Here is a 16968-nt window from a genome sequence, read left to right on the forward strand (position 1 = left end):
CGAGACGGATTCTCACGGACCATCCCCACGCGCGTGGGGAAAACCGTGTCGGATTCGTACGGCTCCCACCCATCGTGGGACCATCCCCACGCGCGTGGGGAAAACACCAACATTCTGCGGTCGCTCCTGGAGCGCTACACCATCTCTTGTGTGTCTCCAGTTGTCAAGGAGTCAACAGCGTGCCCTCGTCCCATTTGCCTCCAGGAAGTGACAAGGGAGGCACAGCCGGCCTCGGGCCCGGATAGGAATCCATAGACCGGCGTAGAAGCTCGCGGGCGAGAACCACCAACGACCGGACATCCTGCGAGTTATAGCGCAGCAAGTGCCTGAGGCTGGCTTCGTTGCCCTCGTCCTCGAATTGCCGCCACAAATGGACGGCCCGTTCGCCATCGCCCGTCTCGTCTGATGAGCGGCGAATACCAATCGCGCGTTCGATCGCCTTCAACCCTCCGGCGTAGCCGAACGCCCGCGCCTCAACAAGCAGGTCGATGTGTGGCGGCAGTGATGTCAAGCCGAACGCCCGCGCCAGGATAGGCCAGTCGAAGCGCGCGCCATTGAAACTGACAAGCACGCTCGTCTGCCGCCAGATCCGCAGAAAGTCCTCAAGATTGCGGCCGCGCACGAATGTCCGCAGGCACCCGTCGCGGTACGCGCCAATTACCGTTAGTTCGTCGCGCAGCGCCAAGCCGGTTGTCTCGACGTCTAGGAACGTCGTCCCACTGGCGAAGTCCGGCCAGACGCGCAGACGATGCCCGACCGGTAGCCGCTGGAGGAAGACGTCGGCAACGCCGCCATCCAGCGCGGCGCGCAGGACTGGCAGTTGCGCGGCCAGATCCGCTGCCTTTCGCGGCGAGAGGACTTGACCGGCCCATGGTAGACAGTCCCATCCCAGACACCCCGCGCGCCAGAGCTTGCGCTCGGCCCCAGTAGAGATGCCCCTGAAACAGCAGAGGCTACACGTCAGCACTGCGCCGTCTCCCCTGAGGGCGTCTCTCCCGAGGGCTCCTCAGAGTCGTCCCAAGCCTCCGCGAGCACCTGGAGGCCACAGAGGCGCACCGGCCGACGGGGCGTCTCCCCGAAGCACTCGACGCTGAACCCTTGAGACGAGCGTTCAGCAGCGATGACCAGCATTCCCAGTCCCGGCGCGTTGCGCCGGATATACGCCAGCGTCTTTTCGCGTGTGCGGGCATTGACGCTGCCGACAAACGCGTTCGGACGTGGTTCGATGAACCAGCGCTTCAGAAGACCTCGAATGGCAGGCGGCGTGTCGTTGGCGACGATGACGGTCATGATCCCTCTAGCAACTTCTCGATGTCGCTCGGCATACGAGCCAGCATTCGCCGATCCTCGATGTGGAACTTGAGCCGGGCGATCGCATCGTCTTCCGTCGCCTGGGGATTGAGACCGAACGTCTCGAAAGCAGCCACCAAGGACGTCTCCGGCTTGTAGATGTCGGCGATGTCGAGCACGAAAGCTCGCATCGAGGCCGTGTGAATGAAACCCAGAGCTGGCAGGTAGCCGAGCGAACAGACGACCGCCGTGGTGAGCGAGTAAAGCGCAGCGTTGGCGGCCGACACGGCCCGGTTGATGCCGTCAGCTAGATCCCAGTTGTCAGGGGTGTAGTTGCGACCCTTCCAGGTGACCCCATACTTCGTGCCAAGTTCGGCGTACAGTGCTTTGACGCGTCGCCCCTCCATGCCGCGCAGTTCCTTGACCGCCGCGCGGTCCACCGGCACATCAGGCCCGAAGCGCAACGCGAACATACGCCGCGCAACGGCGTCGCGTTTGCTGGGCACACAGGCGAGCTCAGCTTGGCGCCGGGCGCGTTCGTTGTCGTGGGTCGGAGTAACGCCGGCGGCGTAGAAGTGCAGCCCCTCCGCGCCGACCCAGCAGACGAGGGTATTGCTTTCGGCGCAAGCCTTCATGGCGGCGTGCGTCACCGTGGTGCCAGGACCAAGCATGAGCACACTCAGGCTCGCTACCGGCAGACGAAACACGGTGCGGTCGGCCCCAATCCACTTGACGCTCGAGTCGTCGACCTCGATCCGGCCGTGTTCGAGATAGATAGGCGTCCACCGTTCGCGCGCGGGCATGAGTGTTTCGAGCGGCGGACGTTCGAAGATGGGCATGGAGATCAGCCCTCCGACAACTCGGGTACCTGTTGTCGAATCCGGCGCGGCTTGAACTCGCGGGTGAGGAAGTTCACCGGCGCGTCCATCAGTGTGTCGGTGCCATCGGCGAAGGACGCGGCCTCATCAACGCGTGCAAACTCTGCCAGATTCCTGTCGGCCAATCCCAACGCGACCAACGCTTGGTCGGACGTCACCACTACGCCGCCGCCGCGCAACACCGGCGCGGCAGGAAGGCAGCTCTTGCGACCGAACCAGATGCCCCAGCGTGGATTGCACAATGCCTCCCCCACCGGTTCCAGGGTGGATCGCAGGCCAGACAAGATTACGCCGAACCTGGCGTCCAGCAGATACTGACGGCTACTCAATGTGGCGTTGTCGGATGGACCACCACTCGCCTTCCGAGGAATCCACAACGCGTGGGTCTTCTTGTCGTAGCCGCCGCCTGTGGTGTGGTAATCCTCTAGTCGCCGGATTTCGAGCGGCCGCACACAGCCCTCGGGGCGCCTCGGGATGGCGAATACCGTCAGGCTCGTCGGCTCCAACCGCGCCAGCCAGTCCTCCTCGGCGCGGGACCCCTTGGAAACACCCAAGGCCGCGCAGATCATGCCGAGGATGCCGCTGCGTGTGGGGTGCAGGGCGGTGGAACGCCGCTGGAAGCGGCTGGCGAATCCCCAACTCATGAGCGGAGCGTCGAGCATCAAAGCAAGGTAGACCTGCTCAGACATGTTCCAGGATCTCCTTGCAGAACGCGGCCAGCGGCTTGTCCGGGATGGCGACCTCGATGGCCGTCTCGATGCTCCATGTCTTCTTGAGGTCCTCGTGATGCTCTTGCATAAGGCTGATGGATGCAGCGACGAGTCCATCATTCGCATTCGTCGGCTTGGCCGGCTTCTCGAAGGCATTCACGAGTTGGATCGGTTGCCCCTGCTCCTTGACAATGCCCAGGACGTAGGCCGGCAGCGTGTTGGCGTTCATCGAGTTCTTGCGTGCTCCCGGCACGGCCAGCAGCGTGGCTCGAACGAAGGCTTCCACCACCCGCCTGCGTTCCGCCGGCCCAATCGATGCCAGATGATCACTGTCGAACAGCAGGTCGAGGTTCAGCGCAGCGTACCGGTAGTAGCAGGCGGAGGTGAACTCCAGCGTGCCCGTCATCCCGGCGCCAGCCTCGTCGGTCGATTGCAGGTCGTCCACGGCGGCGAAGAAATCCATGTCTGTGTTGGCCTTGTGCGTGGACAACGCATGACTGAACATGCCGGCACCTTCAACGGTGAGCGAATGGTCGCTGGCCACCATACGCCCAAAGATCGCAACATCGGCCGCGTCCTTGAGCTGGACGGACTTGCAAGCGTCCCGGCACGCTTTCTCCAGTGCCTTCCCTGAGCTGGCCGCGTCACTCTTCTTGCCCTTTTTGCCGTCCGATGCTGGTGCCGGTTCCGCCTTTATCGCGGCGGCAACGCTCTTCGCAATCTCCCCGATTTCAGCGGGCGAAAGAAACATCAGCGTCTTGACCTGTAGCTTGCCAACCTTCTCCTTTTCTGCGTCAAACGTGGCCAGATACTCGCCGACCGCCTTGGCCGCGTCCAACGCCTTGATCTCGTCCACGCCGTGCGCTTTGATCGCGTCTCGCAACGGTTCGATGATCAGGCGGCTCCGGTTGGCGGCAAACAGCGTCGGGGCCTCGTCATGCGCCATCTCGCGAATCGCCCGCTTGAGGCACTGACTGGAGATGCGGGCACGTGTGCAGCCGCCAAAGACGGCTGTCTTCGGTGCGCCGACGTCATCACGATTGAGGCAGGAGACCGGAAACGACTGGAGGATGTGCAGTTCGATGAGCTTCATTGGGATTCCCCTTCGTCCGCAGATGAGTGAACTTGGTCCGAGATGCCACAGGCGAACTTGCGTCGTTTGCTCACGGTGCCGACCCGCGCACGGGGACCAGCGACAGCAGGCCAAAGCCGAAACTCTTGGCAGAACCGATCCCCTTGCTGAACGCCGCCTGAAAATCGTTCTCGTCGGTAACCGTAAGTACGCCCTCGAACTCAACGGCGTGGTGGAAGCCGGACTGCCCGCGCTTCTCAATCCGGAACCACTCGCGTCCCTCGGGAAACAGGCGCAGCAATTCGTCGTCGATGGCAAAGCCCGAGTGTGCGGCTTTGCGGTGGAACCAGGCGGTCTGTTCGACCGTCGTGCGTAGGGGCAGGCGTTTACGGGTCACGTTGTCGCGTTTTGTGGGATTCGCCCGGAGCTGAAAGCGGTACGTGCCATGGGAAAAGAACGCCGGTTTGATCTCCCGTGTCTGCCACGATTCCGCTGCGTTCGGCCCCAGGTCTGGGCGGACCGGCCCTCGTGGGGAAACGATCAGCAGGCGGAACTGACGGTCGCGCTCGAAGCGGTCAAGACGCGTTAGAAAGTCTCGCGGCTGGCCGTCACGGCCGGGAAAGGCGTTCCAGACGAGTTGGTGCCAATCATAGACGTCGCAGATCCTTCCACGAGCGGCGGCGTCGAAGTCGAGCAGGGCTTGGGTGAGGTAGATCATGCCGGCAACTCCTCGACATCCAGCAACTTCGGATCGATATCACGACCAGCTTCTGTGTTCCCCCAGAACGACCTCGCCCACCGGACCTTGACGTCGTCGCCCCAACAGAGGAGGTCCGACAGCAGTTGCGTGTAATTGACCCGCAGGCCCCTGGCTTGCGCGGTTCGAATCACCGGGGCGACGTAGGCGGCGATCTCGTCGCGGTCGCACGTCAGGAGTCGCTTGAAGCGCCCTTCGAACGAGTTGTTTCCCTTCATGAGTACAACCATCGTGTCGCCGAGATCGCCGCCATCGGCCGAGAGTTCCGATCCGCTCGCCCAGAGCGCGGCGACTGTCTCGAAGGCCGACGACCCGATGGCGTCGGGAAACCCTGCTAGCAACGGCCAAGCGTTGGGCCGGCGCGTATCGCTGAGCGCCCCCCTCAGATTGGCCATCGCGCCCCGGTCCTTGCGGTAACGCTGCAGGTACGAGAGGAACCTGACGGCAACTGGTAGTGGCGGTCGCGGTTTCGTGCTCATGCTTCAGTCTCCTCGGCGACAGACGCTGACTCGGTTGTTTCAACAGGTTTGAAGAGGGCGCTCATCCCGAGCGAATAGGCCTTCAACTGTCGGGGAGTTTCGTGCGAGCAGGCTATCTGGAACGCGCCGACCGCGTTACCAGCCAGCGCCTTGCCCCAGTTGGTATTGGTCCAGTTCGCCTTGGCTGACGATTCGGAATAGAGTGCGGCAGGGTCCTCGACCAGGGCCAACAGCGACGACACCCGCTGCTCGACTGCCGTCCAGTAATGGGAGGCCGCTTTTCGCTTGACGAGATTCCCACGCTTCCTGAACTCAGCCTGGTCGAGATCATCATTACATTCACGGTGGAAGGCAGACACGGCATGGTTGAGCCTGCTGGCCCACCAATCCGCCTGCTGCACGCCCCGCGCGTACAGTTGCTGTCCAGCGTCAGCGAACATGGCGGCTGGAATGTGTAGAAGCGATTCCACGGTGTCGAGCAACTTGGACTTATTGGCCGCAAGAGCCCCACACCACACGTCCGCGGCCTGGTGGTCTCCCAACGAGGCCAGCGCCAATGGACCGCCCAGCATTTTGTTCGACGCGGTCGCCAGCACGGCGACTGAGTGGGCTTCCCGCCACACGCTCTTCACGAGCGAGGCGCTGAGAACAGTCCGTTCAGGGTTTCCGTCGCGGTCTCGGACGACTACCGTCGCGGCAACCTCCCGCCAGTCCGGGTCATAGCGAACGCCTTCTCCCAAGACCAAGTCTTGCCCATCTCTTGACAGCCTGATACTCCGGCTGACGGGCACGAGCCGACCCAGATAGGAGTTTGTGGCATTGGCCACGGCACCGGACGATGACGGCCCAGCGGGCATATCTTCCCAAACCGGCCTCCCCCACGGTCTGTCGAGCAGGGCTATGCGGTCCTTGGTCAAGAGGTTGGCATGCAATGTGTCGGCAAGGGACGATCTCGTGAGGTATGCATGCAGCATGGACTTGACAACAGCAGGAGCGTGGTGACTGGATCGTCCCATCGAGACGCCGTCCCACTTAACGTCACCAATCAGGCCGCCCGGCGAGAAAGTCTGGAACACGAGGAGCATCAGCGCCTGTGCGTCAGGACGAAAGACACGAGCGGATCCTCCGGCGTTGTCGAATAACGTGGAGTTGTTGCCGGTGGCAAGAGAGAAGTCGAGTTTGCTGGGCGAATTCCCATCGCCGTCCCCATCCCTCGATTCCCTCGCACGGACGACGTTTGCAAACTGCAGAAACCTCTGCCCCTCGCCGAAGAGTTCAAAAGCGTGCGTCCAGCTCGCCAAGTAGTCGGCACCCGCACGCGGCAGCCGGTCGCGGCAAGTCTGCCAGTCGTACCGGTCCATGGGACCATCTAGCGCGGCCTGGGAGATACAGATCAGGAGCCGCATAAGGGCGATTCGCTCGTGCGGGCGCACGCTGAGGTCGCGGATCTTGTCGCCCTGGAGAAAGGCGTCCAACAGGCTGACCCTGTCTGGAATGCCGTCGTTCCAGATGATCGGAATCCACGTGTCAGTCGTAAGATTCACTGTCATCCTCCCCGGCAGGTCGGGCGCTCGATTGCACCGTCCGTGTTGGAATGACGACGCCCAGGTCGTCTCGATAGGTCAGTCCGGAATCATCGCCGCTTCTCAACACCACGAGCCTTCCTTCAACCAACCTGCACGGTAACGCCTCACTGGCGACGTACTGACCCAGCCAGGTTGGGATCGAACCTAAGTGCTTTGCGACAAACCAGCGCGGGACCCTAACGAGATTGCGGTGGATGGATCGAGCTGCCGCCACGGAGAATTCGTGCGGTCGGAGTTGGCATTGGTCGCCGTTCAACAATTCGAACTGAGCACCGGTCTTCGCGTCCCAGCTGCGAACGTGGGTCATCGGCAGTACAGGGACGGTGGGATAAGAATTCCAGCGTGTTTGGATACCCTCGTCATCTTCCATTTCCACCTGCCAGGGACTGCTATTGGCGAACGCGGCAGTGCAGAGTTCCTTCTTGCGCTTTCTCAGTTCTTCGCTCAGCGCGCCCCAGGCGGGCGGTTCCCCAGTATGGTCAGCGTAGGTCGCCTCCAAGAGCGGACGAATGTCGGCCGGCAGGACGAGCGTCGTGCGCCCGTGCCACAACGCAAACGTGCGCAACAAGACATAAGGCGAGTACACCTTTGCTGACCGTCCGAAGGCAGCCTTGATCTCTCGGGCGGTGGCGGTGTTGAATCCGTCCATGTCGAGTGCCGTTGCGGCAATCCATACTTCGGGCACACAACCGGCTGGGCGTGGGCGTGGATGACGCCAGAGACGCCCGATACGCTGCAGAAGCATGTCGGTAGGCGCGAGGTCGCTGACCAGTAGATCGGCGTCGATGTCTACGCTCTGTTCGGCAACCTGAGTCGAAACCAGAACGCAACCGTTGCTCGGCCGCTTGGAGTGGTTCTCGTCTTTGCCAAGGCGTTCCAGCCAGTCGTTCTCGAGTTGCGCCCGACGGAACTGCGGAAAGCGCGCATGCAACAGGGCGATCTCCGGACCGCCGACCTGATTCTGACCACAGAGATTCCGATAGGTCTCCTGAGCGTCCTGGACCGTATTGCGGATCCAGAGAACACATTCACCTCGATCGGCCCGCTCCAGAACGGCATCGACAAGTGCGAACGCGGGATTGAAGCGGATTCGAATGATCTTCGGCTCATCGGGCGTTACCGGCTGTTGCAGGAATCCATCAGGGCCGTTGACGGACAGGAGCGGGTAGTCCGCCGCAAGAGCGAGATCGGCGTCTTCCTTCAGACCCAGTAGGTCCTGACGACGGGCGGCGGTGAGGGTGGCGGAGAGGATGATGACGGTGGCACCCAAGTCGCGCAGTCGCGCAACCAGCAATTCCAAGAGTGTGCCTGTGTAGAGATCGTAGGAATGCACTTCGTCGAGAATCACGACTTTGCCCGCCAGAGCGAACTGGCGAACGAAGAAGTGCTTGGCCGCAACCACGCCCAGCAGCGCCTGGTCTATGGTGCCCACGCCGAAGGGGGCCAACAGCGCGCGCCGCGACGACGCGAACCAATCACGTCCGGCGTGATCACTGGTCTCGTCGTTGCTGGAGACGGCCAAAGGCTCGTCCGTCTTCTCCATGAGCCAAGAACCGCCGTGAATCAGGCGCGTGCCGGCACCTGGGGATAACCTGTCGATGAACTCCGCAACGCGTATGTGGATGCGATTGCTCGTGACTTGGGTTGGCAAGGCGAAGTAAATGCCGGTCGCCTGGCCGCTCGTCAACAAGTTGTAAGCGGCGATGAGGGCGGCTTCGGTCTTGCCGCTGCCCATCGGCGCCTCGACAACATAGACGCCGGGACTGTGAACCGACTCAGCAAGTCGTGCCTGCAGAGCGTTCGGCTCCGGGAATGGGAAGAGGTCACCGAAGGCCCTGCCGGGCGCACAGGAGACGGGCCGGAACCCAATTTGGGAGAGTTGCGCCTCGGCGCGTTGGCGGATGCCCAGCGTGTCCAACGCTTCGGATGGGGGAAAGGTGCGCTCGTCAGACGCCAGCCAGTCGGCGACGGTGATCAGGCCGGCGTTGAACCAGAGCATGGCGCTGTCATGCGACGGCGGGGGTTGGTCCGGGAGTTGCCCGAACTCCTGGACCAGTTCGCCAACAAGGCGACGCCGCTCCGCAGTCCAAGCCTCGCCACCATCAGCGAGAGTTGAAAGGTGGTCATCCTTGAGACGGCCATGGTGTGCGCCGACGATGGCGGCCCAGAAGCGAAGGTTGTCGGCCGACAGAATGTCCTGCAGCACCTTCTGGCTGACCTTCGCGTGGTCTGCCTCTTGACCGAGCCAGGTCGTACCAGTCAGACCATGGCGCTGCAACCACGCACTGCACTTAGCTTGAAAGCCCGGCGAGACCTTACCGACATCATGAGTCGCGGCGAGGACGACTCCCGACCGAATACAAAGGGTTTCTGCCAGCCAAGTCGGCCACTGTCGCGCCAGTTGTTCGGCTACGATGCCGGCCGTGCGGCAGTGCTGTGCGACCGAAATGCCAGGTTGGCCGCTCGCCGTGGTCTTGGCCCAGCAGTCCTCATGCCTGACAGCCGCGGGCGGCATCGGCGGCCGGACCGATCTGGGGAGCGGAGACATGCTTCTCCCGTCTTACTGCACTTCCTTCAGCAGGGAGGGACGCTCGGTTTGTCGCCGGCGCATCGAGCGAAGCGGCTCTGCGCATGCACGGGCGTCAGACTGGGGGAATCGAGCAAGCCCAAGAGTCTTTCGGTAACCTGCGGCCCATAGTGAACCTCGTCCCACTTCGAGTCAAGACAACAGACAGAACAACAGACAGAACCCTGACCGAACGCGGTTTCGCGCCTAAGACCATGCTCCACGAACGCGATAGAAGCCGGGCCTCGCCAGACGGTGCGGGCGACGCCAGCTGGATGGTATACTGCGACCATTATGGCCCATCAGTTCACGGCGATTTTCGAGCGGGAGGGGGACTGGTACCTGGCGTACTGTCCGGAAATTCCCGGCGCGAATGGCCAGGGCAGCACCAAAGACGAGGCTCGAGAGAGCCTCGCTGGGGCGATCTCCCTGATTCTCCAGGATCGTCTCGAGGACGGCCTGCGCGGAGTCCCTCCCGACGCCGAGCGTGACACGGTGACCGTTGCGTGAAACGCACCGCCGTGCTTCAGCACCTGCGTAAGCATGGGTGTGTGCTGAAGCGCGAAGGCGCATCCCACTCTTTGTGGCACAATCCCACAACTGGCGCCGTTGAAGCGGTGCCTCGCCACACGGAGATTCCACATACGCTCTTACGTAAGATCTGCCGTGGGCTCGGGGTTCCCGTCATCGGGTGATCGACGCCGCCTGCTGAGCACGTGACGGACGCGGCGTGAACCGGTACAACAAGCGCCAGACGGTTCGCTCGTCGGTCGACGGCCGGTCAGAGCCCGCTCGACTTGCCAGCGCGTCACGGTAGAGAATCCGGTCGGCTGTCGACCCGCCCGTGCACGCCCCACCGACAAGCAAGAGAGGTACGCCGGGCCGGCGCGCGACTACCTGATGAGCAGGATCGATCCAAGCGCGGCCAGCGCCATGGCGCCGAGTCCGATGCCCACCACGCGGCGGAACGGCGGACGCGCAATGGTGAGCGCGAAACCCAACTTGAGGAGCGTGTTCGAGAGGGCCCCGACAGCCACAGCGAGCGCCGATGTCGAGGCGACCCCGGAGGTCGACGCGGTCCTCGCCATCGAGAGCAGCAGCGCGTCAACGTCGACCAGGCCGAGCGTCGCGCCAGACACAATCACGCCCAAATCGCCCCACGCCGCGCGAACCGCGTGCACGACAAACATGACGACCTGGAAGAGGACCGCCATCTGCAGCGCGGACGAGAACTGCAATGGGTTTTGCTGTGTCTGAATTTCGCGGCGTTCTTCTTGCGGCCGCCGCCAGCCGATCGCCACACCCGCGACACCAACCAGAAACGGCGCGGCGATATACGGCAGCAGCGTGAACATCAATGTGCTCGACAACACAGCCGTGACCGCTACGATCTTGACGAACATGACGGTACACGCGCCGATCGCGCCGTAGCCAAGCGGCGCACCGACCTTCCGGTCCTCTGTCCGGCTCGCCCGCGAAAATGTCAGGGTCACGCTGGTCGACGACACGATGCCACCAAGCAGGCCCGCAATCAGGTACCCCTGCCGCGCGCCCACGAACATGCGCGCCATGTAGCCGATAAAGCTGAGGCCCGAGAAGAACAGCACCAGCAGCCACAGCTCGCGCGGCCGGAATCCGCCGAGCGGACCGTACGGGCCTTGGGGCAGCATCGGCAGGATCACGACGGCCATCACGGTGAACCGGATAGCGGCGCGCATCGCCATCTCGTCCATGCGATCCACGAAGTCGTGCACACGCGACTTTTCGGCGAGAATCAGCACAGTGACCGCGATGATCGCGCCGGCCAGGCGAGCGTGCCCGGCGCCGGCAAACACGCCCGCCATCAAGGTCACCAGTGCGGCCACCTCGGTAGTGCCGTCGATGTCGTGCTCGCGCGATCCGGCCGCGTACGCAAGCAGCGCCACCATCGCTCCGCTCGCCAGCAGCACGATCCCGACCCACGGGAGACCCGCCGCGTACAGCCAGCCCGCGCCGCCGCCCAGCCCGCCGAGCAGCGTGAAGGTCCGCACCCCGGCGAAGTGATTCTCCTGACCCTTGATACGGCCCGAACGCTCGCGCTCGACGCCGACGGCCGCACCGCCAAGTGTCGCCAGCAGCAATCCAAGGTCGCGAAGGGTGGTCTCATCCATGGGTAGTCGCGGCCTCGTCTTCGGCCCCGCCGCCGACGGTCCACAGCGCGTTGGCCAGCACGGCCCACAACGCGTGAGCCAGCCGCGGCCGATCGTGGCGGGCGATGTCACGTCGCCAGAACGCCCCACTGATGAGCCGGCAGTGGTCTGGCAATGATCCGAGATCAAGAGGCCGCTTGTGTTCTGCATCGTAGCGCGCAAGGACGTCGGCCGACGGCCGCCCGTCGTTGAACACGACCGCATCGACGCGCCGCCTGATGAACCCCTCGATCCGGCTCACTTCGTCGGCCGCCGTAAATCCGTCCATGCCGCGCCCTTCGGTCAGCAGGTTGGCCACGAGCACAATCGGGCCGGGCACCTGTGCCAGCGCTTCGGCCATGCCCCGCACCGCGAGCACCGGCAGGAGACTCGTATAAAAACTGCCCGGACCGATCACGACCGCGTCCAGGTCCTGCACGGCCGCGGCCACCTGTCCGTGTATGCTGACCTCGGGCTCGAGCCAGATGTCCTCGATGACGTGGCCCTCGGTTTGACGCGCGTCAATCTGATTCTCGCCCTTCGTCACGTGGCCATCCGCATACCGCGCGCAGAGCGACGCCTTGTCGATGCTGACCGGCCACACGCGGCCCCGGCAGCCAAGCAGCGATCGCAGGCCTTCGACGGCGGCCATGAAATCTCCGCTGTAGCGCTCCATCATCGACAGCAGCAGGTTGCCGCCGGTGTGCCCGGCCAGCCGCGAGTCCTCGAGCGTCGGCAGCCGCGACAGCAGTACCCGCCGCGCTTCGCGTTCGTTACGGGCGAGCGTCAGGGCACACTTCAGGATGTCGCCCGGAGGCAACACTCCCAGTTCATCCCGCAATTGCCCCGAACTTCCGCCGCTGTCGAACATCGTGACGATGGCATGGAGGTCGATCCAGGGATTCCGTTTGAGACCGCCCAGCACGCTCGGCAGCCCCGTTCCCCCGCCGAAGCAGCCGACCTTGATCATCCGAAGACGCATGCGGGGATTCTACCAGTCCTTCCGGCATCTGGAACCCCGGCGCGGTCTTTTCTCGTATACCTGAAAAGAGGCCGCGTGTGGGGCGGCGGCCAGACCGGTAGAATAGAGCGCATGGCAGACCCAGAAACCATTCCCGAACCGGTCGCCCGGCTGCTCCACGAACTCGGCTCCATCTTCGGCAAGCGGCTCCAATGCGTGTCGATGTACGGCGGCAACGGCGAGGCCGACCGACTGACGGGCGCAGCGGCCGGACAGGCCGACGATCACATCCACACACTGGTCGTGGTCGAGTCGATTGACGCGAAAGACCTGCGCGCGTGCGCTCACCTCGCCAGGTCGTGGCACCGCCGTGGACTGGCCACGCCTCTCCTGATGCCCGGGTCCGAACTCACGCGGTCCCTCGATGCGTTTCCGCTGGAACTCGGCGAGATCCTCGCCCATCACACGGTCGTCGCCGGCACTGATGTGCTGGCTGGCCTGAGCGTCGCGCCGGCCGACATCCGCCAGGCCTGCGAGGTTCAGGCGCGCAGCCACCTGCTGCACCTGCGGGAGGGCTACATCCAGGCTGGGGCAGAGCCTCGGGCGCTTGCGGCCATCATCCAGGCATCGGCGCGCCCGTTCCGGCTGCTGCTGGTGAGCATGGCCCGTCTCGAGGGCGTCGACATCCCGGACGCCGCGGGGTTCGCCGGCCACCTCGAGGCCACCGTGGGCCTCACGCCAGGTGTGGTGCGGCAGGTCCTCGCGGCTGGCGGAACCAAGGGCATCAGCGCGACCGACGCGCAGGATCTCTATCCGGCCTACCTTCAGGCGGTCGAACGTCTGGTGCACTACGTTGATGCGTGGTAGGCGTACGATGTCCGGCTCCACGACACAACGATGCCCCTGGTTCGCGCCGGGACTGGTGACGCTCGCGATGACGCTGGGCGTCTGCGCGGGCGCGGTTCGCGACAGCGCCGCCCAACCGCCGCCCCCGCCGCTCACGGCTCCGGTCAACGACTTCGCCAACGTGATCGACGGGCAGAGCAAAGTCGCGATGGATCGCGCCATTCGCGATCTGCTCGCGGCGACGGGCGACACGCTGATTGTCGCCACGGTCCAGACGGTGGCGCCCTTCGCTGATGCGAAGGAACTCGCCGTCAAGATGTTCGAGAACCGCGGAGCCGGCATCGGCAAGAAGGACAAGGACAACGGCCTGCTGGTGCTGCTCGCGGTCAAGGAGCGGCAGGTCTGGGTCGAGGTGGGCTACGGCCTCGAGGAGATCATCACTGACGGGTACGCGGGCGACGTGAGCCGGCAGATCATGACCCCCAGCTTCAAGCGCGGCGAGTATGGCCAGGGCCTGCGCGCGGGTGTCGAGTATTTCGCCCTCCACATCGCGGATGCGCGAGGGGTCTCCCTGGACGGCGTGAGCCGGCCCGTAGCCGTGCAGCAGAGGCCGTCGACGCGCTCGACTGGGCTTCCGTCGATCGGCGTCATCATCCTTGTGCTGCTCTTCGCGGGCGCGAGGATACTGGGGTCGTTCATTTTTCCGTCCTCGCTGCGGCGATCGAATCGCTGGGGCGGCGGCGGTTGGAGCGGGTGGGGCGGCGGCGGTTTCGGTGGCGGGGGATTCGGCGGCGGCGGCTTCGGGGGGTTTGGCGGCGGAGGCAGCGGCGGGGGCGGCGGCGGGGCGAGCTGGTAGCCGGCAGGGGATCCGGCCGGGGTAAAATCAACGCATTCCACACCTGGATGGACACTATGAGACGACTAATCATCAACACCTGCCTCGTCCTGACGGCGATGGCGCTCTCGGGATGCTCGTACAACACGTTCATCACCCAGGAAGAGGCCATCAAGAGCCAATGGTCACAGGTCGAGAATCAGCTGCAGCGGCGCAGCGACCTGATCCCGAACCTCGTCAATTCCGTCAAGGGTTACGCGGGCCACGAGAAGGAAGTGTTCGAGGCCGTCGCCGCCTCGCGGGCCAAGCTGGCGGGCGCCACCACGCCTGAGGCGAAGATCGCCGCCGCCAACGAGCAGTCGTCCGCGCTGGCGCGGTTGCTGATGGTGGTGGAGAACTACCCGCAGTTGAAGGCCAACGAATCGTTCAACAGGCTGATGGACGAGTTGTCCGGCACCGAGAATCGCATCGCGGTCGAGCGGATGCGGTACAACGAGAAGGTGCAGGCCTATAACACCAAGCGCCGTTCGTTCCCCTCGAACGTCACGGCGGCGATGTTCCGCTTCAAGGAATATCCGTACTTCCAGACACCCCCAGAGGCGAAGAAGGTCCCGACGGTCGATTTCGGAAAATGACACTTCGTGCGTGGCCCGGCCGGTCCCATCCGCTTGGCGCGACATGGGACGGTCTGGGCGTCAACTTCGCCCTCTTTTCGGAACACGCGACAGCAGTCGATCTCTGCCTGTTCGACTCGGCCGACGGTGCGCGCGAATCATGTCGCGTCAGACTGCCGGAGCGGACCGATCACGTCTGGCATGGCTACCTCCCCGACGTCCGGCCTGGACAGCTGTACGGATACCGTGTGCACGGGCCGTATGCGCCGCAGGACGGCCATCGATTCAACCCCTCGAAGATCCTGCTCGACCCGTACGCCAAGGCGATCGGCCGGAAGCTGCTGTGGGACGACGCGATCTTCGGATTCGGGCGTGACGCGCATCAGCAGGATGTGACGCCCGACACGCGCGACGATGCGGCGGTGGCGCCCCTCGCGGCGGTCATCGATCCGGCGTTTACGTGGGGCGAGGATCGGCGGCCGCAGACGCCATGGCATAAGACGATCCTCTACGAGCTGCACGTGAAGGGATTCACCTGCCGCCATCCGGGCGTGCCCGAGCCGCTGCGGGGAACGTATCTGGGCGTGTCGTCGGACGCGGTGCTGCAGCACATGCGGGAACTGGGCGTCACCGCCGTGGAGCTGATGCCGGTCCATTTTCACGCGACCGATCGCCATCTGGTCGCCCGCGGCCTCACCAACTACTGGGGGTACAACTCGCTGGCCTATTTCGCGCCCGACGTCCGCTACGCCTCGGCCAGGGGCCGGATGGCGGCGGTGCGCGAGTTCAAGATGATGGTGCGGGCGCTGCACGAAGCCGGCCTCGAGGTCATTCTCGACGTCGTCTACAACCACACGGCCGAAGGCGATCACACCGGGCCGACGCTCTCGATGCGCGGTGTCGACAATGCGTCGTATTACCGGCTGATGCCCGCGCAACCGCGCCGGTACCAGGACTTTACCGGCTGCGGCAACACGCTGAATCTGCGCCACCCGCGCGTGCTGCAGCTCATCATGGACAGCCTTCGGTACTGGGTCGTCGACATGCACGTCGACGGCTTCCGGTTCGATCTGGCCAGCGCGCTGGCCAGGGAACTGTTCGAAGTCGACAAGCTCGGGTCGTTTTTCGACATCATTCAGCAGGATCCCGTGCTCTCGCGGGTCAAGCTGATTGCCGAACCGTGGGATCTGGGTGAGGGAGGGTACCAGGTCGGCAACTTCCCGGCCGGCTGGACGGAATGGAACGGCCGGTACCGCGATCTGGTCCGCCGCTTCTGGCGCGGCGAGAGCGATCAAGTGCCGGAACTGGCCAGCCGGCTCGCAGGCAGCAGCGACTTGTACGCGCAGGGCGGCCGGCGTCCCTATGCGAGCATCAACTTCGTGACGTCACACGACGGGTTCACGCTGCGTGATCTGGTCAGCTATCAGGTGAAACGCAACGACGCGAATGGCGAAGGCAACGTCGATGGCGAGCCGAACAACCTGAGCGCGAATTACGGGGTGGAAGGGCCGACCGATGACGCCGCCGTGCTCGCGCTGCGCGCGCGGCAGATGCGCAATCTGCTGGCCACGCTGCTGCTGTCGCAGGGCGTGCCGATGTTGTGCGCGGGCGACGAGTTCGGGCGGACCCAGCGCGGCAACAACAACGCCTACTGCCAGGATAACGACATCAGCTGGCTCGACTGGAACCTGGACCGCGAACAGGCCGGCCTGCTGGCGTTTGTCCGCGATCTGGTGCGGCTCCGCATCAGTCATCCGTCCCTGCACCGGCGGACGTTCTTTCGCGGACACGACGGCCGCGGTCACGACGCCGCCGACATTCTGTGGTTCGATCCAGCCGGGCGCGAGATGACCGATGCCACGTGGAACGCCCCCCACGCCCGTTCGCTCGGCGCGATGCTCGTCGGGGACGCGATCGCGGAGCTCGACGACCGGGGCGCGCCGATCCGCGACGACACGCTGCTCATCCTGCTGAATGCCGACACGGCGCCCGTCCCCTTTACTCTTCCCGGATCGACCGCAGGACGCGGCTGGACATGCCTGCTCGATACAGCCGGAGCGCCTCCGGCCATCCCCGTTGTGGCCGGCCCTGCGGGTGCTGATTGCGCCGTCTATCCGCTCGGCGCCCAGTCTGTGGCGCTGCTCAGGCTGGATTGAGGGGTTAGCCCCGACCCCTTGGCGCGGTGTTGAGCACAATCACTCCGGGA

The 16968-nt window shown here is 64.3% G+C and carries 17 protein-coding genes; 6 read left to right on the plus strand and 11 right to left on the minus strand.

Annotated features, from left to right (window positions below; translation table 11 throughout):
* Positions 1 to 163 precede the first annotated feature (163 nt).
* From NTV05_01220 to cas3, 9 genes are all read right to left on the minus strand, one after another.
* Complete coding sequence (locus NTV05_01220; protein MCX6543014.1) at positions 164 to 967, minus strand: ribonuclease H-like domain-containing protein; 804 nt, start codon at positions 965 to 967, stop codon at positions 164 to 166.
* Positions 961 to 1290: a type I-E CRISPR-associated endoribonuclease Cas2e gene (gene cas2e / locus NTV05_01225; GenBank protein MCX6543015.1), complete on the minus strand. Its 330-nt coding sequence runs from the start codon at positions 1288 to 1290 to the stop codon at positions 961 to 963. The genes NTV05_01220 and cas2e overlap by 7 nt, the downstream gene beginning before the upstream one ends.
* Positions 1287 to 2129, minus strand: coding sequence for a type I-E CRISPR-associated endonuclease Cas1e (cas1e, locus tag NTV05_01230; GenBank protein ID MCX6543016.1), 843 nt, complete (start codon positions 2127 to 2129; stop codon positions 1287 to 1289). Before cas1e ends, cas2e begins: the two co-directional genes overlap by 4 nt.
* Positions 2130 to 2134: 5 nt before the next feature.
* The gene (gene cas5e, locus NTV05_01235; protein MCX6543017.1) at positions 2135 to 2857 is read right to left on the minus strand and encodes a type I-E CRISPR-associated protein Cas5/CasD; all 723 of its coding nucleotides are present in this window, start codon (positions 2855 to 2857) and stop codon (positions 2135 to 2137) included.
* Positions 2850 to 3971 (minus strand): type I-E CRISPR-associated protein Cas7/Cse4/CasC, encoded by a 1122-nt coding sequence (gene cas7e / locus NTV05_01240; GenBank protein MCX6543018.1) that lies wholly within the window; start codon positions 3969 to 3971, stop codon positions 2850 to 2852. The genes cas5e and cas7e overlap by 8 nt, the downstream gene beginning before the upstream one ends.
* A 70-nt stretch (positions 3972 to 4041) precedes the next feature.
* A complete protein-coding gene (gene cas6e / locus NTV05_01245) occupies positions 4042 to 4668 on the minus strand; it encodes a type I-E CRISPR-associated protein Cas6/Cse3/CasE (protein MCX6543019.1) in 627 nt (208 codons plus the stop codon).
* Positions 4665 to 5186, minus strand: coding sequence for a type I-E CRISPR-associated protein Cse2/CasB (casB, locus tag NTV05_01250; GenBank protein MCX6543020.1), 522 nt, complete (start codon positions 5184 to 5186; stop codon positions 4665 to 4667). Before casB ends, cas6e begins: the two co-directional genes overlap by 4 nt.
* Positions 5183 to 6730, minus strand: a complete 1548-nt coding sequence (gene casA / locus NTV05_01255; GenBank protein MCX6543021.1) for a type I-E CRISPR-associated protein Cse1/CasA — start codon at positions 6728 to 6730, stop codon at positions 5183 to 5185. The genes casB and casA overlap by 4 nt, the downstream gene beginning before the upstream one ends.
* Complete coding sequence (gene cas3 / locus NTV05_01260) at positions 6714 to 9320, minus strand: CRISPR-associated helicase Cas3' (protein ID MCX6543022.1); 2607 nt, start codon at positions 9318 to 9320, stop codon at positions 6714 to 6716. Before cas3 ends, casA begins: the two co-directional genes overlap by 17 nt.
* Before the next feature lie 312 nt (positions 9321 to 9632).
* Here cas3 and NTV05_01265 point away from each other — a divergent pair, with 312 nt between their 5' ends.
* Together NTV05_01265 and NTV05_01270 are read left to right on the plus strand one after the other, a co-directional pair.
* Positions 9633 to 9848 carry a type II toxin-antitoxin system HicB family antitoxin gene (locus tag NTV05_01265; GenBank protein ID MCX6543023.1) on the plus strand — a complete coding sequence of 72 codons (216 nt, stop codon included), beginning with the start codon at positions 9633 to 9635 and terminating at the stop codon, positions 9846 to 9848.
* A complete protein-coding gene (locus NTV05_01270; GenBank protein MCX6543024.1) occupies positions 9845 to 10033 on the plus strand; it encodes a type II toxin-antitoxin system HicA family toxin in 189 nt (62 codons plus the stop codon). Before NTV05_01265 ends, NTV05_01270 begins: the two co-directional genes overlap by 4 nt.
* Positions 10034 to 10231: 198 nt before the next feature.
* Here the strand turns inward: NTV05_01270 and NTV05_01275 are convergent, their stop codons facing one another.
* Together NTV05_01275 and NTV05_01280 are read right to left on the minus strand one after the other, a co-directional pair.
* Positions 10232 to 11488 carry an MgtC/SapB family protein gene (locus NTV05_01275; protein ID MCX6543025.1) on the minus strand — a complete coding sequence of 419 codons (1257 nt, stop codon included), beginning with the start codon at positions 11486 to 11488 and terminating at the stop codon, positions 10232 to 10234.
* Positions 11481 to 12488, minus strand: a complete 1008-nt coding sequence (locus tag NTV05_01280) for a YvcK family protein (protein ID MCX6543026.1) — start codon at positions 12486 to 12488, stop codon at positions 11481 to 11483. The genes NTV05_01275 and NTV05_01280 overlap by 8 nt, the downstream gene beginning before the upstream one ends.
* A gap of 111 nt (positions 12489 to 12599) precedes the next feature.
* Here NTV05_01280 and NTV05_01285 point away from each other — a divergent pair, with 111 nt between their 5' ends.
* From NTV05_01285 to glgX, 4 genes are read left to right on the plus strand one after another with little or no spacing between them, the layout of a single operon-like run.
* Positions 12600 to 13334: a hypothetical protein gene (locus tag NTV05_01285; GenBank protein MCX6543027.1), complete on the plus strand. Its 735-nt coding sequence runs from the start codon at positions 12600 to 12602 to the stop codon at positions 13332 to 13334.
* A 7-nt stretch (positions 13335 to 13341) separates the two neighbouring features.
* The gene (locus NTV05_01290; GenBank protein ID MCX6543028.1) at positions 13342 to 14169 is read left to right on the plus strand and encodes a TPM domain-containing protein; all 828 of its coding nucleotides are present in this window, start codon (positions 13342 to 13344) and stop codon (positions 14167 to 14169) included.
* A gap of 56 nt (positions 14170 to 14225) precedes the next feature.
* Entirely contained in the window at positions 14226 to 14783 is a 558-nt protein-coding gene (locus NTV05_01295; protein ID MCX6543029.1) for a LemA family protein, read from the plus strand.
* Entirely contained in the window at positions 14780 to 16918 is a 2139-nt protein-coding gene (glgX, locus tag NTV05_01300; GenBank protein MCX6543030.1) for a glycogen debranching protein GlgX, read from the plus strand. Before NTV05_01295 ends, glgX begins: the two co-directional genes overlap by 4 nt.
* Positions 16919 to 16968 lie beyond the last annotated feature (50 nt).

This window comes from Acidobacteriota bacterium (assembly GCA_026393755.1).
Taxonomy (GTDB): Bacteria; Acidobacteriota; Vicinamibacteria; order Vicinamibacterales; family JAKQTR01; genus JBAXOX01.